Source organism: Oerskovia merdavium (genome assembly GCF_014836755.1).
In the GTDB taxonomy this organism is placed as follows: Bacteria; Actinomycetota; Actinomycetes; order Actinomycetales; family Cellulomonadaceae; genus Oerskovia; species Oerskovia merdavium.
Genome location: NZ_JACSQF010000007.1, coordinates 126,334 through 143,529, shown reverse-complemented (window position 1 = coordinate 143,529; position 17,196 = coordinate 126,334). Strand labels below are relative to the sequence as shown.

The 17,196-nt window shown below is 72.5% G+C and carries 14 protein-coding genes and 2 tRNA genes; 5 read left to right on the top strand and 11 right to left on the bottom strand.

The features are described 5' to 3' along the window. From H9641_RS08665 to H9641_RS08650, 4 genes are all read right to left on the bottom strand, one after another. Positions 1-72 (bottom strand) — tRNA-Met (locus H9641_RS08665). Between the two features lie 247 nt (positions 73-319). Beyond that, positions 320-393: transfer RNA gene (locus H9641_RS08660), tRNA-Met, on the bottom strand. A gap of 64 nt (positions 394-457) precedes the next feature. Then, positions 458-1,489, bottom strand: coding sequence for an aldose 1-epimerase (locus H9641_RS08655; RefSeq protein ID WP_191802851.1), 1,032 nt, complete (start codon positions 1,487-1,489; stop codon positions 458-460). 234 nt (positions 1,490-1,723) lie between these two features. Next, complete coding sequence (locus H9641_RS08650; protein WP_191802849.1) at positions 1,724-4,741, bottom strand: UPF0182 family membrane protein; 3,018 nt, start codon at positions 4,739-4,741, stop codon at positions 1,724-1,726. Positions 4,742-4,970: 229 nt separating this feature from the next. Here H9641_RS08650 and H9641_RS08645 point away from each other — a divergent pair, with 229 nt between their 5' ends. Continuing rightward, positions 4,971-5,600, top strand: coding sequence for a PPA1309 family protein (locus tag H9641_RS08645; protein WP_225220194.1), 630 nt, complete (start codon positions 4,971-4,973; stop codon positions 5,598-5,600). A 119-nt stretch (positions 5,601-5,719) separates the two neighbouring features. On the opposite strand, the gene H9641_RS08640 is transcribed toward H9641_RS08645, so the two are convergent. Both H9641_RS08640 and H9641_RS08635 read right to left on the bottom strand, forming a co-directional pair. After that, positions 5,720-6,859 carry a YlbL family protein gene (locus H9641_RS08640; RefSeq protein ID WP_318244470.1) on the bottom strand — a complete coding sequence of 380 codons (1,140 nt, stop codon included), beginning with the start codon at positions 6,857-6,859 and terminating at the stop codon, positions 5,720-5,722. Positions 6,860-7,019: 160 nt separating this feature from the next. Then, entirely contained in the window at positions 7,020-8,195 is a 1,176-nt protein-coding gene (locus H9641_RS08635; RefSeq protein ID WP_191802847.1) for an NAD-dependent epimerase/dehydratase family protein, read from the bottom strand. Positions 8,196-8,265: 70 nt separating this feature from the next. Here H9641_RS08635 and H9641_RS08630 point away from each other — a divergent pair, with 70 nt between their 5' ends. After that, positions 8,266-9,735 carry a zinc-dependent metalloprotease gene (locus H9641_RS08630; protein WP_191802845.1) on the top strand — a complete coding sequence of 490 codons (1,470 nt, stop codon included), beginning with the start codon at positions 8,266-8,268 and terminating at the stop codon, positions 9,733-9,735. On the opposite strand, the gene H9641_RS08625 is transcribed toward H9641_RS08630, so the two are convergent. Then, positions 9,732-10,442 (bottom strand): SprT-like domain-containing protein, encoded by a 711-nt coding sequence (locus H9641_RS08625; RefSeq protein ID WP_318244469.1) that lies wholly within the window; start codon positions 10,440-10,442, stop codon positions 9,732-9,734. The two genes, H9641_RS08630 and H9641_RS08625, sit on opposite strands and share 4 nt — an antisense overlap. Positions 10,443-10,676: 234 nt before the next feature. Here H9641_RS08625 and H9641_RS08620 point away from each other — a divergent pair, with 234 nt between their 5' ends. Continuing rightward, a complete protein-coding gene (locus H9641_RS08620; protein WP_191802843.1) occupies positions 10,677-11,774 on the top strand; it encodes a ThiF family adenylyltransferase in 1,098 nt (365 codons plus the stop codon). On the opposite strand, the gene H9641_RS08615 is transcribed toward H9641_RS08620, so the two are convergent. Then, positions 11,760-12,185 carry a WhiB family transcriptional regulator gene (locus tag H9641_RS08615; protein ID WP_191802841.1) on the bottom strand — a complete coding sequence of 142 codons (426 nt, stop codon included), beginning with the start codon at positions 12,183-12,185 and terminating at the stop codon, positions 11,760-11,762. The genes H9641_RS08620 and H9641_RS08615 overlap by 15 nt on opposite strands. Before the next feature lie 468 nt (positions 12,186-12,653). Further along, positions 12,654-14,675, bottom strand: a complete 2,022-nt coding sequence (locus tag H9641_RS08610) for an ATP-dependent DNA helicase UvrD2 (RefSeq protein ID WP_191802840.1) — start codon at positions 14,673-14,675, stop codon at positions 12,654-12,656. Positions 14,676-14,814: 139 nt separating this feature from the next. Between H9641_RS08610 and H9641_RS08605 the strand changes: the two genes are divergently transcribed. Continuing rightward, positions 14,815-15,216, top strand: a complete 402-nt coding sequence (locus tag H9641_RS08605) for a cupin domain-containing protein (protein ID WP_191802838.1) — start codon at positions 14,815-14,817, stop codon at positions 15,214-15,216. 182 nt (positions 15,217-15,398) lie between these two features. Then, entirely contained in the window at positions 15,399-15,665 is a 267-nt protein-coding gene (locus tag H9641_RS08600) for a mycoredoxin (RefSeq protein ID WP_068625587.1), read from the top strand. A 158-nt stretch (positions 15,666-15,823) separates the two neighbouring features. On the opposite strand, the gene H9641_RS08595 is transcribed toward H9641_RS08600, so the two are convergent. Both H9641_RS08595 and nudC read right to left on the bottom strand, forming a co-directional pair. Continuing rightward, a complete protein-coding gene (locus tag H9641_RS08595; protein ID WP_191802836.1) occupies positions 15,824-15,973 on the bottom strand; it encodes a DUF2776 family protein in 150 nt (49 codons plus the stop codon). Positions 15,974-16,016: 43 nt separating this feature from the next. Then, positions 16,017-17,090 (bottom strand): NAD(+) diphosphatase, encoded by a 1,074-nt coding sequence (gene nudC, locus H9641_RS08590; protein WP_318244468.1) that lies wholly within the window; start codon positions 17,088-17,090, stop codon positions 16,017-16,019. Between the last annotated feature and the right edge of the window lie 106 nt (positions 17,091-17,196).

Below are 17,196 nucleotides of genomic sequence, written 5' to 3'. Positions count from 1 at the left end.
GCGGGGGCAGGATTTGAACCTGCGACCTCTGGGTTATGAGCCCAGCGAGCTACCGAGCTGCTCCACCCCGCGTCGGTGAACACCACTCTACGGGATCATCTGCCGGGACTCCTACTCGATTCCCTGTCGGCCACGTCACACCACGGAGGATGCCCTCCAGCCGCCGAGACGCCGGACCGGACAGCGGGACCGCGGTGAGGCGGATCCGTTCACGAGCCGGAACCCGGCCTGCCCAACGGTCCGTCGGAGCGGGCCCCTCACGGCCGAGGAAATGACGAAGGCCCGGTGCAGCATTTCTGCTGAACCGGGCCTTCCTTTGTAGCGGGGGCAGGATTTGAACCTGCGACCTCTGGGTTATGAGCCCAGCGAGCTACCGAGCTGCTCCACCCCGCGTCGGTAAACACAACCTTACGGGAGATGGGCCGAGGCGCCAAATCGGGCACCCCGGCCCCCCGTTTCAGCCCTCGCGCGGAGCGATCACACGGGCACCGAACCGGAACTCGCGCTCCTCGCCCGCAGCGAGCCGAACCTGCTGTGCACAGTCCGGTCGGTTGAAGGCGTTCGTCAGGCTCTCGACAGGCTCGAGCGCGATCGACGCCCGCGCCCGGCTGCCCAGCCCGTCGCCCGTGTAGACGTGCATGTTGCCCCGCTCCTGCCACACCTCGACCCCGGCGCCCGTCGCCGGGTCGAGGACCCGGGTGCGCGCCAGGCCGTCAGCGTCGGGCACGAGGCCGGTGAACGCGGTGTCGAGCGTGGTCCCGGCGAGCCCCAGCGGCCCGACGGCGGCACGCACCTCCCGGGCCGCCTCGCCGTCGAGCGGGATGAGGCCCGCGTCCGTCGCGACCGTCGCACGCGCCGGCACGTGCAGCTCGAGCGCGTCGATCGTGGCATGGCCCGGGACGCGGAAGTACGGGTGCCAACCCGCCGTGACCGGCGCGGCCAGCCGTCCCACGTTGCGGTAGGACCAGGTGACGTCGAGCGACTCCTCGGTCAGCTCGAAGCGGATCCTCGTCTCGAGGTCGAACGGGTAGCCCGCGACGTCGGTCGACCGGACGCACGTCGCGAGCTCCACCGAGACCGCCCCGTCGACGGAGTCCTCCGCGTCGACGCCCGGCACGAGCTCCCAGTCCTGGAGCCGGACGAAGCCGTGCAGGGTGCCGACCTCGCCCGGTGCGGGCGGGACGTGGTGCGTGACGCCGTCGAACGTGTAGGTGCCCGCAGCCACGCGGTTGGCGAACGGGAACATGAGCCCCGAGCGCGTCGCCTCCTGCGCGAGCAGCTCGGACTCGGCCACGTAGCCGTCGAGCAGGTCGCGGACCTCGCGCTCCTCGGAGCCTGCACCCCACGGCGCCCGCCAGGCCAGCACGGTCGCGCCACGCAGGGCGACGACGAGCTCGGCGCCGCTCGGATGGACGAGTGCGACCGTCGGCAGCGAGCCGAGCACCCCCTCGACGATGTAAGCGTTGCTGCAAACGGTTGCACTGGTCATGAGGCCCAATGTTTGCCTGCCGTACCAGAAATGACAAGCCGCGCCCTCTGGTACCGCGTGTCGTCACCCCGGCGGCGGTTCCGACACCCTCGGCAGGCGGTCCTGAGCCGTGGCGGGCCCAGACACGACGGAGCGCCGCTCCCGACCCTTGTGGATCTGGAGCGGCGCTCCGTCGTCGTGCCGGTCACCTCACCGGCCGACCACCGTCCGAGCACCCCGTGCCGGGGCGCCGTCTCACGGGGTCGTGGTTCCCCCCAGCTCCTGCTCGGCCGCGATGGCCGTCTCGAGGGCGGTCTGGAGGCGTTCCTGCGACTCGCCATAGGCCGCGAAGTCACCCTCGGCGAGGGCGGCCTGGCCGTCCTTGATCGCCTGGCTGGCTGCCTGGAGCGCCTGGTCCAGGCGGGCCCTGGCCTCGGGCGCCTCGGTCCCGGTGTCCGGCGTGGTGCCCGTCCCGGGATCGGTGCCCTCGGCCGGCGGGGTGGTCTCCCCGTCGGTCGGGATCTCCGGCAGGACCTCTCCCCCGGCGTCCCCGGCGTCGGCCCCCGACTCGCCGCCGAAGACCTGGTTGAGGGCCTCGTCGAGCGTGTCAGCGAACCCGACCTGGTCACCGAAGTTGACCAGCACCTTGCGCAGCAGCGGGAACTTGGTCCCCGTCGACGCCTGGACGTACACCGGCTGCACGTAGAGCAGACCGCCACCCACCGGGAGCGTCAGCAGGTTGCCGTGGATCACGGTCGAGTTGCCTCGGCTGAGGATGTTGAGCTCGTTGGAGACCGTCGGGTTCGAGTTGAACGTGTTCTGCACCTGACCGGGTCCAGGCACGGTCGCGTTGCGTGGCAGCTCGAGCAGCCTGAGCTTGCCGTAGCTGTCCGCCTTGACGCCCGCGGTGCTCCCGGCCTCCGCGTCGACCGCGAGGAAGCCCGTGAGGATCTCGCGGTCGGAGTTGCCGCCCGGGATGAACGTCGTCATGAGCGAGAACGCCGGAGCCTCCTGACCCGGCATCTGGAGCGTCAGGTAGTACGGCGGCTGGTACGGCTTGGAGTTGCCCGTGCCCTCGGCCGTGGGGTCCCGCGGCACGTTCCAGAAGTCCTGACCGGAGAAGAACTCGCGGGCGTCGTCCACGTGGTAGCTCGTGAGGAGCGAACGCTGGACCTTGAACATGTCCTCGGGGTAGCGCAGGTGGCTCATCAGGTCGCCGCTGATCTCGGAGATCGGCTTGAGCGACGTCGGGAACACGTTGTCCCACGCCTTGAGGATCGGGTCCTCGGTGTCCCACGCGTACAGGTCCACGGAACCGTCGTACGCGTCGACCGTGGCCTTGACCGAGTTGCGGATGTAGTTGACCTGCTGCGGCGCCAGCGCGGCCACCGACTGCGAGGTCGCCGTCAGCGTGTCCTGGGTCGCCTCGTCGAGGGGACGCGACGCCGAGTACGGGTAGGAGTTCGTCGTGGTGTAGCCGTCGACGATCCACTTGACGCGTCCGTCGACGACGGCCGGGTAGACCTTGCCGTCGAGCGTCAGGTACGGGGCAACCTTGGCGACGCGGTCGCGCGGCGACCGGTCGTACAGGATCTGCGACTCGTCGGTCACGCGCTCCGAGAACAGGATCTGCTCGGAGCCGAACTTGAGCGCGTAGAGCAGCTTGTTGCCGAACGAGCCCACGCTCGGGCCTGCGACGGCCCCGTCCTCGGCGCCGTAGGTGTTGGTCACCTGGCCGCCCGCGTCGTCGTCCGGGTAGTCGAACTCCCACGACTTGGTGCCCTCGGGGGCGCCGACGATCGAGTACTGGTCGGACTCCGGGCTGAAGTAGATGCGCGGCTCGTACTCGGGCAGCGAGCCCACCGAGGGGATGTCGCCCTCGTAGAAGGCCGGCTGTCCGCCCGGGCCGATCTGGTTGCCGTACGCGGCGACGACGCCGTAGCCGTGCGTGTACACGGTGTGGTCGTTGACCCAGTTGCGCTGGCTCGCGCCCAGACCGTCGAGGTCGAGCTCGCGGACCGCGATCACGGTGTCGCGGCTCTCGCCGTCGATCATGTACCGGTCGACCGAGAGGGTCTCCTGGAAGTTGTAGTACTGCTTGTTCTGCTGGAGCTGGCGGAACGTGGGGCTCACGATCTGCGGGTCGAGCAGACGGATCGACGCCGTCGTGTCGGCGTCCGCGCGCAGTGCGCCCGCCTCCGCCTCGGTCTTCGCGTCGTAGTTCGCGGCCTCGACGTCGTCGAGCCCGAACGCGGACTTGGTCGCGTCGATGTTGCGCTGGATGTACTCGGCCTCGAACTCCTGGGCGTTCGGCGCGACCTGGAAGCGCTGGACGACGGCAGGGTAGATGCCGCCGATCGCGATCGCGGAGACGACCATCAGGCCGACCCCGATCGCCGGCAGGCGCCAGTTCCCGCGGATCGCCGTGAGCACGAACAGCAGCGCCACGAGGATCGCGACACCGGTCAGGATCGCCTTCGAGGGGATCACCGCGTTGACGTCGGCGTACGAGGCGCCGTCGAACTTGTCACCCGACGAGGTCAGCAGCGAGTAGCGGTCGAGCCAGTAGTTCGCGCCGATGAGGAGCATGAGGACCGCAGCCGTCACCGAGAGCTGCACGCGCGCCGCCTTGGTGGTGCGCGGCCCGTTCCCGGCCCCCGCGCCGATGCGCAGGCCGCCGTACAGGTAGTGCGTCGCGAGCGCCCCGATGCCCGCGATGATCACCGCGGCCATGAGGAAACCGACCGCGAAGCGCAGCACGGGCAGCGTGAACACGAAGAACGAGATGTCCATCCCGTACTGCGGGTCCTTGGTGCCGAACGGCTCGGAGTTGAGCGCGAGGATCACCGTGCTCCACTGCGAGGAGGCCGCCGCGCCGGCGAAGAAGCCGATGATGGCCGGCCCCGCGACGGTCACGACCTTGCGCAGCGGCTCGACGGCCTCGCGGTACTGGTCCAGCGTCGCCTGCTCGGGCGTCGAGGGTGCGTAGATGGGGCGCGAGCGGTACGCGAGCGACAGGGACAGGAAGACGAGTCCTCCCATCACCAGGAAGCCGCCGACGAACAGCGCCGCGCGGGTCCCCCACTCGGTCCACAGGACGTCCTCGAACCCGAGCTGGGTGAACCAGAGGACCTCGGTCCAGAACTGGGCGAGCAGGAACAGCAGGAGGACGAGGGCGGCCACGACTGCGACGGCAATGCCGAGCGGGCTACGTCGTCGTTTGGAGCCGGCCTCGCGCCCTGCGGGGCGTCGTGGCGCTGCGGCGAATGACACGGTGGGCTTACCTCTTTGCGTTCGGTCGAGCGTCAGGTCGTCGGGCGTCTGCACCGGCCCCCGTCGCTCGCGCCGACCTCCTGTTCTCACAGGTGGTCCACAGCCCTGACAGGGTCCGGCCACAGGCCGTCCATTCCGTCAACGGCCCGCAGCGGTTCCAGGTTCCCACAGGACCTCGGACCGGACCCGCCGACTGCGCCGACGCCGTCGGGCCTGACATGCTGGTGCCATGCCCGACACGACCTCCCCGGCCCCCGACCAGCCCGACGACCTCACCGCGCCCGCCCCCACGGGCGTGCCCGACGACGCCCCCGCGCCGATCGTCCCCCTCGCCCAGCTCGCGCTCGCCGACGCCGTCCGCGACGTCGAGGCCCACGTCGCGGCCGACGGCTGGGACTCGCCGCCCCGTGTGTTCGCGCTCGTGCGTACCGCCGACGCGATCGCCGCCAACCCCGGCCTGGCCGACCAGCTCCCGCCCGAGGTCGTGACCGCGGCGCGCGGCATCCCCGACCACCTGGTCTCGGTCGAGCAGGAGGGTCTGCCCGACGCCGAGACGCTCGAGGAGCTGCTCGGCACGCTGTCGTGGCCGCCGACGGTCGACGGCGCCGCGATCGTCGCCGAGCGCGTCATCCTGCCGCCCTCGGCCGAGGAGGGCCTGCCGACCGATCCCGCGGCCGCGCTCGCCTACCTGTCCTCGCACCCGGACCGGCAGGACGTGCGCCTCGCGGTCGGCGTCCTGCGCGACGGCACCCCGTGGTGCGCGGTCCGCACGCGGGCCAACGACGACGGGACGGACGTGGCGTTCGGGCCGGACCTGGTCCCCGGTCTCATCGAGGCGCTGCGCGCCACGTTCGAGTAGGCGCAGAGCACGGCGGCGGGGCCGGGCGACCGTGGGCGTCCGGCCCCGTCGTCGTTCCGGCAGCCGGGTCGGCAGCCGAGTCCGTCGTCGTCTCGGTGCGGCCTCTCAGGTCCTCGCGGTCACGAGGTGCACGTCGGCAGGCTCGCGCCCTCGCCCTCGCCGATCGCCACCATCGCGTCACGCGCGTCCTCGAGCGTCGCGATCTTGACGACGTTCAGGCCCTCGGGCACGTTCCCGACGACCTCGTCGCAGTTCGACTCGGGGGCCAGGAACCAGGTCGCGCCGTCGCGCTTCGCACCGTAGAGCTTCTGCTGGATCCCACCGATGGGCCCGACGTTCCCCTCGACGCTCATGGTCCCGGTGCCCGCGATGACGTTGCCGTTGGCCTCGTCCTCGGGCGTGAGCTGGTCGATGATCCCGAGCGCGAACATGGTGCCCGCCGAGGGGCCGCCGATGTCGTCGATCTGGATCTTCACGTCGATCGGCAGCTCGAAGTCGGGGTCGATGAAGACGCCCAGGATCGCCTTGCCGTCGGCCTCCTGGGTCGTGATCGTGAGGTCCACGACCTCGCCGTCGCGGTCGACGCCCAGCACCACGTCCTCGCCCGGGGGCACGGTCGCGAGCTCGTCGATGAGGTCCTGGTAGGTCACGACCTCCTTGCCGTCGACGGACGTGATGACGTCGCCCTCCTCGACGACGCCGGCCGCGCCCGTGTCCTTCGCGGCGCCCTGGATCGTGAGCGTCGCGGGCACCTCGTAGCCGAGCTCGGTGAGCGCGGCCACGGTCGCTGTCTCCTGCGAGGACAGCATCTCGGCCTGGCTCTCCTCGGCCGTCTCCTCCTGGGTCACGTTGCGCGGGAACGTCTCCTCGACGGGGCGCACGGACCGCGACCGCTGGGCCCAGCCCTCGACCACCTGGAACAGGTTCGCGGGGTACCCGGGGCCGCCTGCGACCGACACCGTGGTCAGCAGGAGCTCGCCCGTCGAGTCGAACGTCTCAGCACCCTCGATCTGGATGAGCTCGCGGTCGTTCTGCTTGCCGAGCGTGTCCTGCGTGGGGCCGGGCGAGCGCACCACGTAGGGCGCGGGCATGACCGCGAGGCCCGCGACCAGGAGGGTCGTGGCCAGCAACGAGATCCCGAGCGTGAGCGAGCGGCGCGTCACGGGAGGAGGCGTGTAGTCGTCCTCGGGCGGAGGGCCGAACGGGTCGGCGCCGGGCGCGGGCTCGTGCGGGTCTCGGGGGGCGAGCGGTTCTGTCACGTCGCTATCATCCCCGAGAATCCTGAAGGTTCGCTGGCGGCGGGCCGTGAGGTTCCTGCCAGCCCCCGACGACGTCGCGCGCGCCGGGAGATCCCCTCACCTCACGGGGAGCACGCCCGACGAGAGGCCCGCCCTGGGCGAGGCCACCGCCCGAGGCGGCTCACCGCCGTCGGGCCTGCCGCCAGATCGCGGCCGTCCCCAGGAGCGCGACCGCCGCCCCCGCGGCCCCCAGCGCCGCGGCGTCCCGGCCACCCACACGACGGCCACCCACTGCGATCCGGCCGCGCACACCGTCCATGAGGACGTCGACGCACTCGGCGCTCGACCACGCAGGCACCCAGCCCGCCTCGTGCAGGCCGCGCGCGGAGACGGTCCACGGGTGCACGACGAACGCCATGTCGCTCGCGGGCGAGGGCAGCACGCCCACGCGGTGCAGCCGCTCGGCTGCACCGAACGCGGTCGCCGCGGGCAGGCTCACGGTCGCCAGCCCCGTGCGCTCGACCAGCTCGGCAGGAGTCACCACGTCGGGCTCGCCGAGCTCGTCGATCGCCCCGACCGTGAACGTCCCGGACAGCCCTCCGTCCGCGACGAGGCGGACCGCCGCGGCGAGGTCGTCGGTGTGCACGAGCTGCCAGGGGCGCTCGCTGCCCTTGACCACGAGCAGGCGAGGCGCCTCGAAGTGTCGCGTGAGGATCGTGTCGACCTCGGGGCCGACGACGACCGCGGGGCGAAGGACGGCGAGCCGCACGGGCTCGCCCGCCAGCCCCACCTCGTGGGCGAGCGCCTCCTCGAACGCGACGAGGTCCGCGACGAATCCTGCGGCGTCCGGAGAGACGGGGTCGGCGTCCTCGACGACGGGCCGGTCGGCGCTCGCGCCGTGCACCGTCGCGGACGTGACCGCCACGACCTGGCGCACGCCGTGCGCGGCGGCCGCACGGACGACACGGCGCGCCTGCTCGACGAGGAAGGCCCGGCGCGTCTCGCCCTTGAGCGCCCTGATCCCGAACTCCCCCGCGGGCGCGACCACGACCACGGTCCGCGCACCCGCGATCCACGGCGCGGCCAGGTCGTTGGCCTCGGTCGGCGCCCGCTCTTGGCCCCGCCCGCCGAGCGCCTCACGCACGAGCGCCGCGACGCGCCCCTCGCCCACGACCACGGTCGTGTCGTCGGCGCCAGGGCGCTCGCCCTGACCGTCCGAGGCGGCGTCCGTCGCCGCGCCGTCCCCCTGCCCGACGGCGCCGCTCGCCCGTCCGTCGTCCTCCCCGGGCGCGCTCGACGGACCGGGCGTCCCTGCCCCCGGCGCGCTGCGCCGTGAGCGAACCGAGCCCTCCGACATGCCTCGCGCCCCCTTGCTGGTCCCAGATTGTGGTTACGGTGATTCCTGACGCTATCCCGAGGAGACCCCGATGAGCAGCCAACCGCCCGACGAGTTCGCCTCCGGCGCGGGCGACCAGCCCGACGCGCAGTGGGAAGAACTCCTGCGATCCATGTTCGGCGCGGACGCCGACGAAGCGCTGCGCGAGCTGCGTGCACGCGGTCTCGACCCGGCGGCGCTCGCCGCCGGCAGCGGCCTGAGCAACGACCCGGCCGCGATGAAGCACGTGCTCGCCCAGGTCCAGAGGCTCCTCGCGAGCTCGGGCAACGGCCCGGTCAACACCGACGTCGCGCACGACATCGCGCGCCAGGTGGCTGTCGCAGAGGGAGACCCGTCGCTCACGCCCGCCCGGGTGCGGTCCGCGACGGAGGCCCTGTCGGTCGCCGAGCTGTGGCTCGACGCCGTGACCGACCTCCCGCCCGCGGGAGGCAAGCGGTACGCGTGGAGCCGGTCGGAGTGGGTCGAGAAGACGCTCCCCGCGTGGAACGCGCTCGCCGCCCCCGTCGCGTCGTCGGTCGCCGACGCGCTCTCCACGGTCCTGCGTGACCAGCTCCCCGGCGGCGGGGACGCGCTCGACGCCGGGTCGTTCGGCATCCCTGGGCTGCCTGCGGGCGCGCTCGGCGCCGACTTCGACCCCGCACAGATGATGCGCCGGCTCGGTTCCGCGGTGTTCGGCATGCAGATCGGGCAGGCGACGGGGACCATGTCGCGCGAGGTCTTCGGCGTGACGGACATCGGGCTGCCGCTGCTCCCCGAGCCCGCCACTGCGCTGCTCCCCACGAACGTCGCGGCCTTCGCCGAGGGGCTCGACGCACCGCTCGAGGAGGTCCGTCTCTTCCTCGCGCTGCGCGAGGCCGCGCACGCGCGCCTCTTCACGCACGTGAGCTGGCTCCGCGGGCACCTGCTCGGGCTGGTCGAGGCGTACGCGCGCGGCATCACGATCGACCTCGACGCGCTCGAGTCCCAGCTCTCCGACATCGACGTGACCGACACGGGCGCCCTCCAGAACGCGCTGTCGGGTGGGGTGTTCGGCCTCCAGAACACCCCCGAGCAGGAGGCCACGCTGCTCCGGCTCGAGACCGCGCTCGCGCTCGTCGAGGGCTGGGTCGACGAGGTCAGCGCACAGGCCGCGCTCCCCCACCTTCCCCACGCCGTACCGCTGCGCGAGATGCTGCGCCGCCGGCGGGCGGCCGGCGGCCCCGCCGAGCAGATCTTCTCGACCCTCGTGGGGCTCGAGCTGCGGCCGCGGCGCTCGCGCGACGCCGCGACGCTGTGGGCGCTCATCGCGGTCCAGGGCGGCGCCGACGCCCGCGACGCCGTGTGGGACCACCCGGACCTGCTACCCAGCCCGCTCGACCTCGACGACCCGTCCGGCTACCAGTCGCGGCGCGCCGAGGTCCAGGCCGAGCAGACCGACCTCGACAAGGCGCTCGCGGACATCTTCAACGAGGCCGACGGCTCGACCGACGACACCGAGGCCGACGGCTCCCCGCGCACCTAGCGCGCGGCCTGCCTCGCGGGGGTCTGCGCGCCGCGTCCGGCCGGCACGGCGTGCCGGTCGGGCGTCGCCCGTGGAGCGGGTTCCGGTGTGGCCCCGTCCTGCGCCGCCGCAGGGTGCGCCTCGACCTCGACGTGGGGCGGGGCACCCTTGTCGTCGTCCGGTGACTCGGGGGCACCGCCGTCACGGGTGAACGAGACCCCCTCGAGGAAGCCCTTGGCACGCTCCGTCCGCGGGTAGGACTCGAGCAGAGCCCAGAACCCCGGGCCGTGCCCGGCGTGCAGCAGGTGCGCGAGCTCGTGCAGCAGCACGTAGTCCAGGACCCACTCGGGCATGCCCTGGACGCGCGTCGAGATCCGGATGCTGCCGTCGATCAGGGTGCACGAGCCCCAGCGTCGGCCCTGGTTGCTGGACCAGCGCACGCTCGTGGGGTGCGCCCGTCCGTCGAGGTACTTGGTCGAGAGCTCCGTGGCGCGCGCGACGAGCTCGGCGTCGGAGGGCCTGCGCCGTCTCTCCTTGTCCGCGAGCCGGTCCAGCATCCGCTGCACCCACTCGCGTTCCTGGGCTCGCGTGAACCGCGCGGGGATCGACACGATGGTGCGCTCCCCGTCGCGGTATGCGCTGACCGTGCTCTTGCGACGACGGCTCCGGCGCACCTCGACGTACGTCTCGGCACCACCCTGGGTACCTCGCTCGGCTTCGTAGGCCACGGCACAGACCGTAGTGGTTCATCGTGACATATGCCATAGACCACGCCGACGATTCTGCGACGCGTGTGCGAGAAACCGTCGAGAAACGGTCAAGCGTTGGCCGCGCGCCGCGGGCGTGGCGGGCCTGTGCAAACGCGGCTGTGGACAACGTCCGCGAGGGGCGGGGCGCTGGCAGGCTGAACCGCGCAGGCTCCGACGGAGCATCTCCGAGAGCCCACAGCCGAGGAGACGCCCATGGTCGACACATCCCCGTTCCCCGTCCGGCTGCGCCCAGGGACCATCGTGCTGCGCCGCGGCCCCGGCGAGCTGCAGTACGGCACCGACGACCGGTGGAGCGTGCTCCTGAGCGGTCTGAGCGAGGACGAGGAGGCGTGGCTCCTCGACCACGACCGCTCGGCCCGACCTCTCCTGCTGGCCCCGGCCGAGGTCCGTGCCATCCCGCCCGAGCGGCAACGCGCGATCCTGCGCCATCTGCGCGAGGCGCTCCTCGTCGTCGGGCAGCCGGACGAGGTGCGCGAGGACGTGACCGCGCCCGCACGCGGCGCGGCCGACGCCGCGACGCTCTCGCTCCTGCGCCCCGACGCGGCGGGGCACGCGACGCTGTCCCGCCGCGCGAGCGCGGCCGTCGCGATCGACGGCCTGGGAAGGTTGGGCGTCGGGACCGCGGTCGTCCTCGCCACGGCGGGGGTCGGGACCCTCCTGCTCGACGACGCCGCGCCGGTCCAGGCGACCGACGTCGGGCTCGGCGGCTACCGGCCGCGAGACGTCGGGATGCCGCGCCGCGAGGCCGCCGCGCGGCTCCTCGCGGACCTCGCACCGCAGGTGCGGGCCCGGGTGGTCAACGCCTCGCGCTGGGTCTCGCCCCACGCGCAACGCCCGGACGTGGTCGTGGTGATCGAGCGCCGCGTGCTTCGCCCCGACAGGTACGGGCGGTTCACAGGCGACGGGACACCGCACCTACCTGTGGTGGTGCGGGAGGCTGACGTGGTGGTCGGACCGTTCGTCCGACCGGGGCGGACGCCGTGCGTCCGGTGCGTCGAGGGGCATCGTGCCGACCTCGACCCGCAGTGGCCGCAGCTCGCGGACCAGCTCCGGGATCCTCAGCGCGAGGTCCTCGACGTCGAGGAGACCACGCTGGCAGCAGTCGGCTCGGCGATCGCCGCGAGCCAGGTGCTCGTGCACCTCGACGGGCTGACGCCCCGCGCAGCCACGGCCTGCATCGAGATCGGTGTTCCCGATGCCGTGCCGAGGCTGCGCGAGGTGGTGAGCCACCCGCGGTGCGGGTGCTCGAGCCTGACGGGTGCGGCGGCCATGTCGTCAGGCCGCCGATGATGCCGAGACGGACCCGGCTGCCTCGCGGGCAGCCGCCTCCTCGGCCTGACGGGCGAGGACCTCGGCCTTGCTCGGCCGTCCACGCCCACGCTTGCGGGCGACGACGGCTCCGTCGACGAAGACCTCGCCGCCCCAGACGCCCCACGGCTCCTGGCGCTCGAGGGCGCCGGCCAGGCAGCCCGCGACGAGCGGGCACGCCTGGCACAGGGCCTTGGCCTGCTCGACCTGGGTCGACTGCTCGGCGAACCAGAGCTCGGGGTCATTCGTCCGGCACGGCAGGAGACCGGCGAGGAGCCGGTCGAACTCGGCCGCGTCGGACGAACCGAGGGGGGTGGAGAGGGGCTGATGGGGAGTCCAGGGGCCGGATCCGCCCTGGGCAGTGATGTTGTCGAGCAGCGCGGTGAGCCGCACGATGTCCTCCAGTGATGTCCTGTTTGCGTGTGAACTTCTTTGTCACAGGACCCGCAGATGGTCGTCGCGTCCGGGATGGTGGACGGCTGACCGGGAAGACGATCGCATTCGGAGAAACACGAAGGCCGCGGGTCCAGGTGGACTCCGCGGCCTGAGAAGGGTGGTGCCGGTGACTAGACCGGCGACGTCCTCAGTGCGGAGTCGGGCGCGGGGCGGATGACGAGGGATCCGCCGCGTCGTGCGCGGTTGCTCGGATCGGCCGACACATGTGTCGGGTTCGTCGTCAGGATCTGCTTCACCATGTTCACCCACCTCCAATCTCCGTCGAGCGCTCGCCTCTCGGCGCGCGCCTCTCCTACAAGGACTCCTGAACCATATGCCGCCCTCGGAAGGGGGCACAACTTATTTATCGAGATTCTTCTCGACGAGTTTTTCGGGTGGCCGCGAAGGGTCCGCCCGACCCCCAGGTCAGGCCCCGGATCGCGCCACGATGTCCAGCAGGGTCTCGCCGTACTTCTCGATCTTGGCCGGTCCGATCCCGTTGATCTTCGCGAGGTCCGGCACCGAGGAGGGACGCGTCTCGGCGATCGCCGCGAGCGTGGTGTCCACGAGGATCGTGAACGCCGGCTTGTCCGTCTCCTGCGCGACCGACAGCCGCCACTCGCGCAGCTGCTCGAACAGCGCGCGGTCGTACTCACCCGTGAGGTGCACCTTGTTCTGGTTGGCGCGACTGCGTCGAGGGGTGCGCGACTGCTCGTCGTCGGGCCACAGGCCGTCGAGGAACCGGGTGCGACGGCGCGTGGCCCGCCCACCAGGGTTGCGGGACCGGCCGAACGAGACCTGCAGGTGCTCACGGGCACGCGTGATCCCCACGTAGAGCAGGCGTCGCTCCTCGGCCACGGCCTCGTCCGTCTCCGCGAGCGAGATGGGCATGAGCCCCTCGCTCATCCCGGCGAGGAACACCGCGTCCCACTCGAGCCCCTTGGCCGCGTGCAGCGAGGCGAGCGTCACGCCCTCGACCGTGGGCGCGTGCTGGGCCGACGCACGCTCGTCGAGCTCCGCGACGAACGAGGCCACCGTGGGAGGCGCGTCCTCGGGCGCGACGCGCGCGACGTCGTCGGCCAGGGCCACCAGTGCCTGCATGGACTCCCAGCGCTCGCGGGCCGCGCCCCGCGCGGACGGCGGCTCGGAGGCCCACCCGGCCGACATGAGCACGTCGCGGACCGTCTCCGGCATGGGGACCGCCGGGTCCGCGGACCGGGCCGCGCCGCGCAGCAGCACGATCGCGTCACGCACCTCCTTGCGCTGGAAGAAACGCTCCCCGCCACGGACCAGGTAGGCGATGCCCGCGTCCGCGAGCGCCTGCTCGAACCCCTCCGACTGGGCGTTGGTGCGGTAGAGGATCGCGATCTCGCTCGCTCGCGTCCCCGCGGCCAGGAGCCGCCCGATCTGCGCGGCGACGCCCTTGGCCTCGGCCTCGTCGTCGTCGTAGGCGACGTACGCGACGGGCGGGCCCGAGGGCCGCTGGGCGATGAGCTCGAGAGCCTGGTGTGCTCCCCCGCGGCGCCCCGCACGCGCCAGGAGCTGGTTCGCGAGCGTCACGACCTGGGGCGTGGAGCGGTAGTCGCGGACGAGCTTGACGACCTGCGCGCCCGGGTACTTCGTGGGGAAGGTGAGGAGGTGGTGGGGAGTGGCTCCCGTGAAGGAGTAGATGGTCTGCGACGGGTCACCCACGACGCACAGCTCCTTGCGTCCACCGAGCCACTGGTCGAGGACGAACTGCTGGAGCGGGGAGACGTCCTGGTACTCGTCGACCACGAAGTGGCGGTACTGGCGCCGGACCTCGTCGGCCATGGCGCCCTGCGACGAGAGCATGTCGCCGAGCATGAGCAGGACGTCCTCGAAGTCGATGACCGAGCGCTCGGTCTTGACCTCCTCGTACGAGGCGATGAGACGAGCCACCGTCTGGTGGTCGTACCCCGCGGGCGCCGGGCGGTCGATCGCCGCGCACGCCTTCACGTAGTCGTCCGCCGTGACGAGCGAGACCTTGGCCCACTCGACCTCCGAGGACAGGTCACGGACCGCGATGCGGTCCACGCCGAGGCCCAGCCGCCGCGCGGACTCGCCGACCACGGCCGCCTTGTACTCGAGGATGCGCGGCGGGGCGCCGCCCACGACCTTGGGCCAGAAGTAGCTGAGCTGGCGCAGCGCCGCGGCGTGGAACGTCCGGGCCTGGACCCCGGTGGCGCCGAGCTCGCGCAGTCGCGTGCGCATCTCGCCCGCGGCGCGGGCCGTGAACGTCACGGCGAGCACGCTCGTGGGCGTGTACACGCCCGTCCGCACGCCGTAGGCGATGCGGTGCGTGATGGCTCGTGTCTTTCCCGTGCCCGCACCCGCGAGCACGCAGACGGGCCCGTGCAGCGCGAGGGCGACATCACGCTGGTCGGGGTCGAGGGCTTCGAGGATCTGGTCCGCTGACTCGTTCGGCATCACGTCGATTCTCTCAGCCGCCGCCCACACCGGACGCCACTCTCCACAGGGTGGGGTCGTCGTCGGGCGCGGTCGCCGTCGAGCGCGACCGGGAACGCGCGACCGGGACGAGGCGTGCCAGCGCTGCCACAATCGACCGATGCGCATCTTCCGCCTTCCCCAGCACACGATCGACCGGTTCGGGAGCTCGGGAGTCGACATGACGCTCCTCCCGTTGGTCGAGCACTCCGAGCGGACGCACGTGAACGTCGCCCGCGTCCGTGCGGGTGGCACGCTGGGTGAGCATCCCGCCACGGCGCCGCAGGTCTTCGCAGTCGTCTCGGGCGAGGCCGTCGTGTCCTCGGGCACAGGCCCCGAGCAGACGAGACTCGCCCTGACGAGCGGCGAGGCAGTCGTCTGGGAGCGGGGCGAGGTCCACCAGACCTGGGCGACCACCGACGTCGTCGCGGTCGTGATCGAGGCCGGGGTCACCGGAGGAGATGCCGTGGTCGGCCTGGGGACACCGTTCGAGGAGGTCACCGACCTCGCCGAACGGCGCTGACGCCGGCACGGTCGCGCACGGGAGCTCGCCGAGCCGAGCACCCCCGACGAAGACCGCCCTCGCCCGACGGGGAACAACCGCACCCCCGCGGACGTTGCCCACGACGGCAGCACCCGGGTCCCGCACCCGGCGCGGCTGCCGGCCCGTGCGCACGCCCGGGCCCCGCGAACGAAGGAGCACCGATGGCCACGGCCCCGACCACCCCCGACGCCGGATCGATCGTCATGTACTCGACGAGCTGGTGCGGATACTGCCGTCGCCTGAAGACCCAGCTCGACTCCGCGGGCATCGGGTACACCGAGGTCAACATCGAGGAGCACCCGGAGAGCGCGGCCTACGTCGAGCAGGTCAACGGTGGCAACCAGACCGTGCCGACCGTCGTCTTCCCGGACGGGACCGCGGCGACCAACCCGTCGCTCGCCCAGGTCAAGGAGCGCCTCGCGGCCTGACCTCCCCGCCTCCGGACGAGGTGCTGTCGCGCACCACGCGGCGCGTCGTCGTCGCAGACGGCCCCGGACCGGAGTCCGGGGCCTTCTGCCGTGCTCGGATCGTGCTCCGCAGCCCGCGGTCGCGCGCACGCGCAGCCCGCACGTGCCCGGCTGACCGGCTACTTCGAGGTTCCCGCCTCGAGGATCGACACGATCGAGAAGAGCGTGAAGCAGACCGCGCCGAGCCCGACCAGGACGTGCGCGCCGACGAAGAAGCCTGGCTCGGTCATGGTCGCCTCGAAGAGGAACGCCGCGAAGAACAGGGGCATCGAGGATCGGCCCGTCGAGCACTCTGGACGACCCCGTGGTACGTCACTCCCCCGCGAGCGGACCCCCGAACCACTCCTCGACGAGCGCCCGCGCGATCGAGGAACGGCTCGGCAGCTTCACCTCCCCGCTCTCCGTGGCCTCGGTGAGCTCCGCCCGGGTGAACCAGCGCGCGTCGGTGACCTCCTCGCCGTCGGGCCGGACGTCCGTCGTGAGCGCCGTCGCCGTGAAGCCCAGCATGAGCGAGGCAGGGAACGGCCACGGCTGGCTCGCACGGTAGACGACCTCGCCGATCCGGACGCCGACCTCCTCGCCGACCTCGCGCCGCACGGCCTGCTCGAGCCCCTCGCCCGGCTCGACGTAGCCGGCGAGCGTCGAGAAGCGCCCCTCGGGCCAGTGCGCGGCGTGCCCCAGCAGGAGCCGGTCGTCGCCGGTTCCCGTGCCCGGGTCGACGACCGCCATGATGACCGCCGGGTCCGTGCGCGGGTAGTGCTCGATGTCCTGCGCCACGCAGCGCCGGACCCAGCCCGCCGCGACCGGGACGGTCGGCTCGCCGCAGCGCGGGCAGCGCTCGTTGGCCGCGTGCCAGGCCGCGAGAGCGACCGTCTCGGTGGCGAGCCCCGTGTCGAGCGGACCGAGGCGCGAGGCCAGCTCGCGCAGGCCCGCCCACTCGTGCGCGCGCACCAGGACCGACAGCGGGCCGGAGGGATCCACTCCCTCGATGTCGAGATCGAGGTCGTCGGCGTCGTCGGGCAGGAGGAGGGCCAGGAAGGACGTGCCCGACGGCCCGTCCTCGCCCAGGAAGATCCAGCGCGGCGTGTTGCTGTGGTCGCCCGTGGCCGCGTGGGGCTCGGGAACGGCAGCGACGTCCTGAGGGGTGGCCAGCGCGAGGCCGTCCGGCACGGCCGCGAGACGCCCCCGGTGCAGCAGGACCACGCGGGTCGAGGGGTCCGCGCGCAGCGTCGCGAACAGGCCCTCCTCGGTGCGACGGTGCGCGGCACGGTCGAGCGCGGAGTCGGCGAGCGGCAGGTGCGCGGCGAACGCGCTGGGACGTGCAAGGGGGCCCGCCGGGGGCTGCGGGGCCTGGACGGGTGCTGCGGGCGAGGTCTGGTCGGTCACCTGTCGACCGTAGGTCACGCCGGGCGCGCGGCGCTCGCCGTGCTCATCGTGCACCCGGCGCGGCTCGCTTCGCGGACACACCTGCCACCGGGACGGCCTGCCGCCG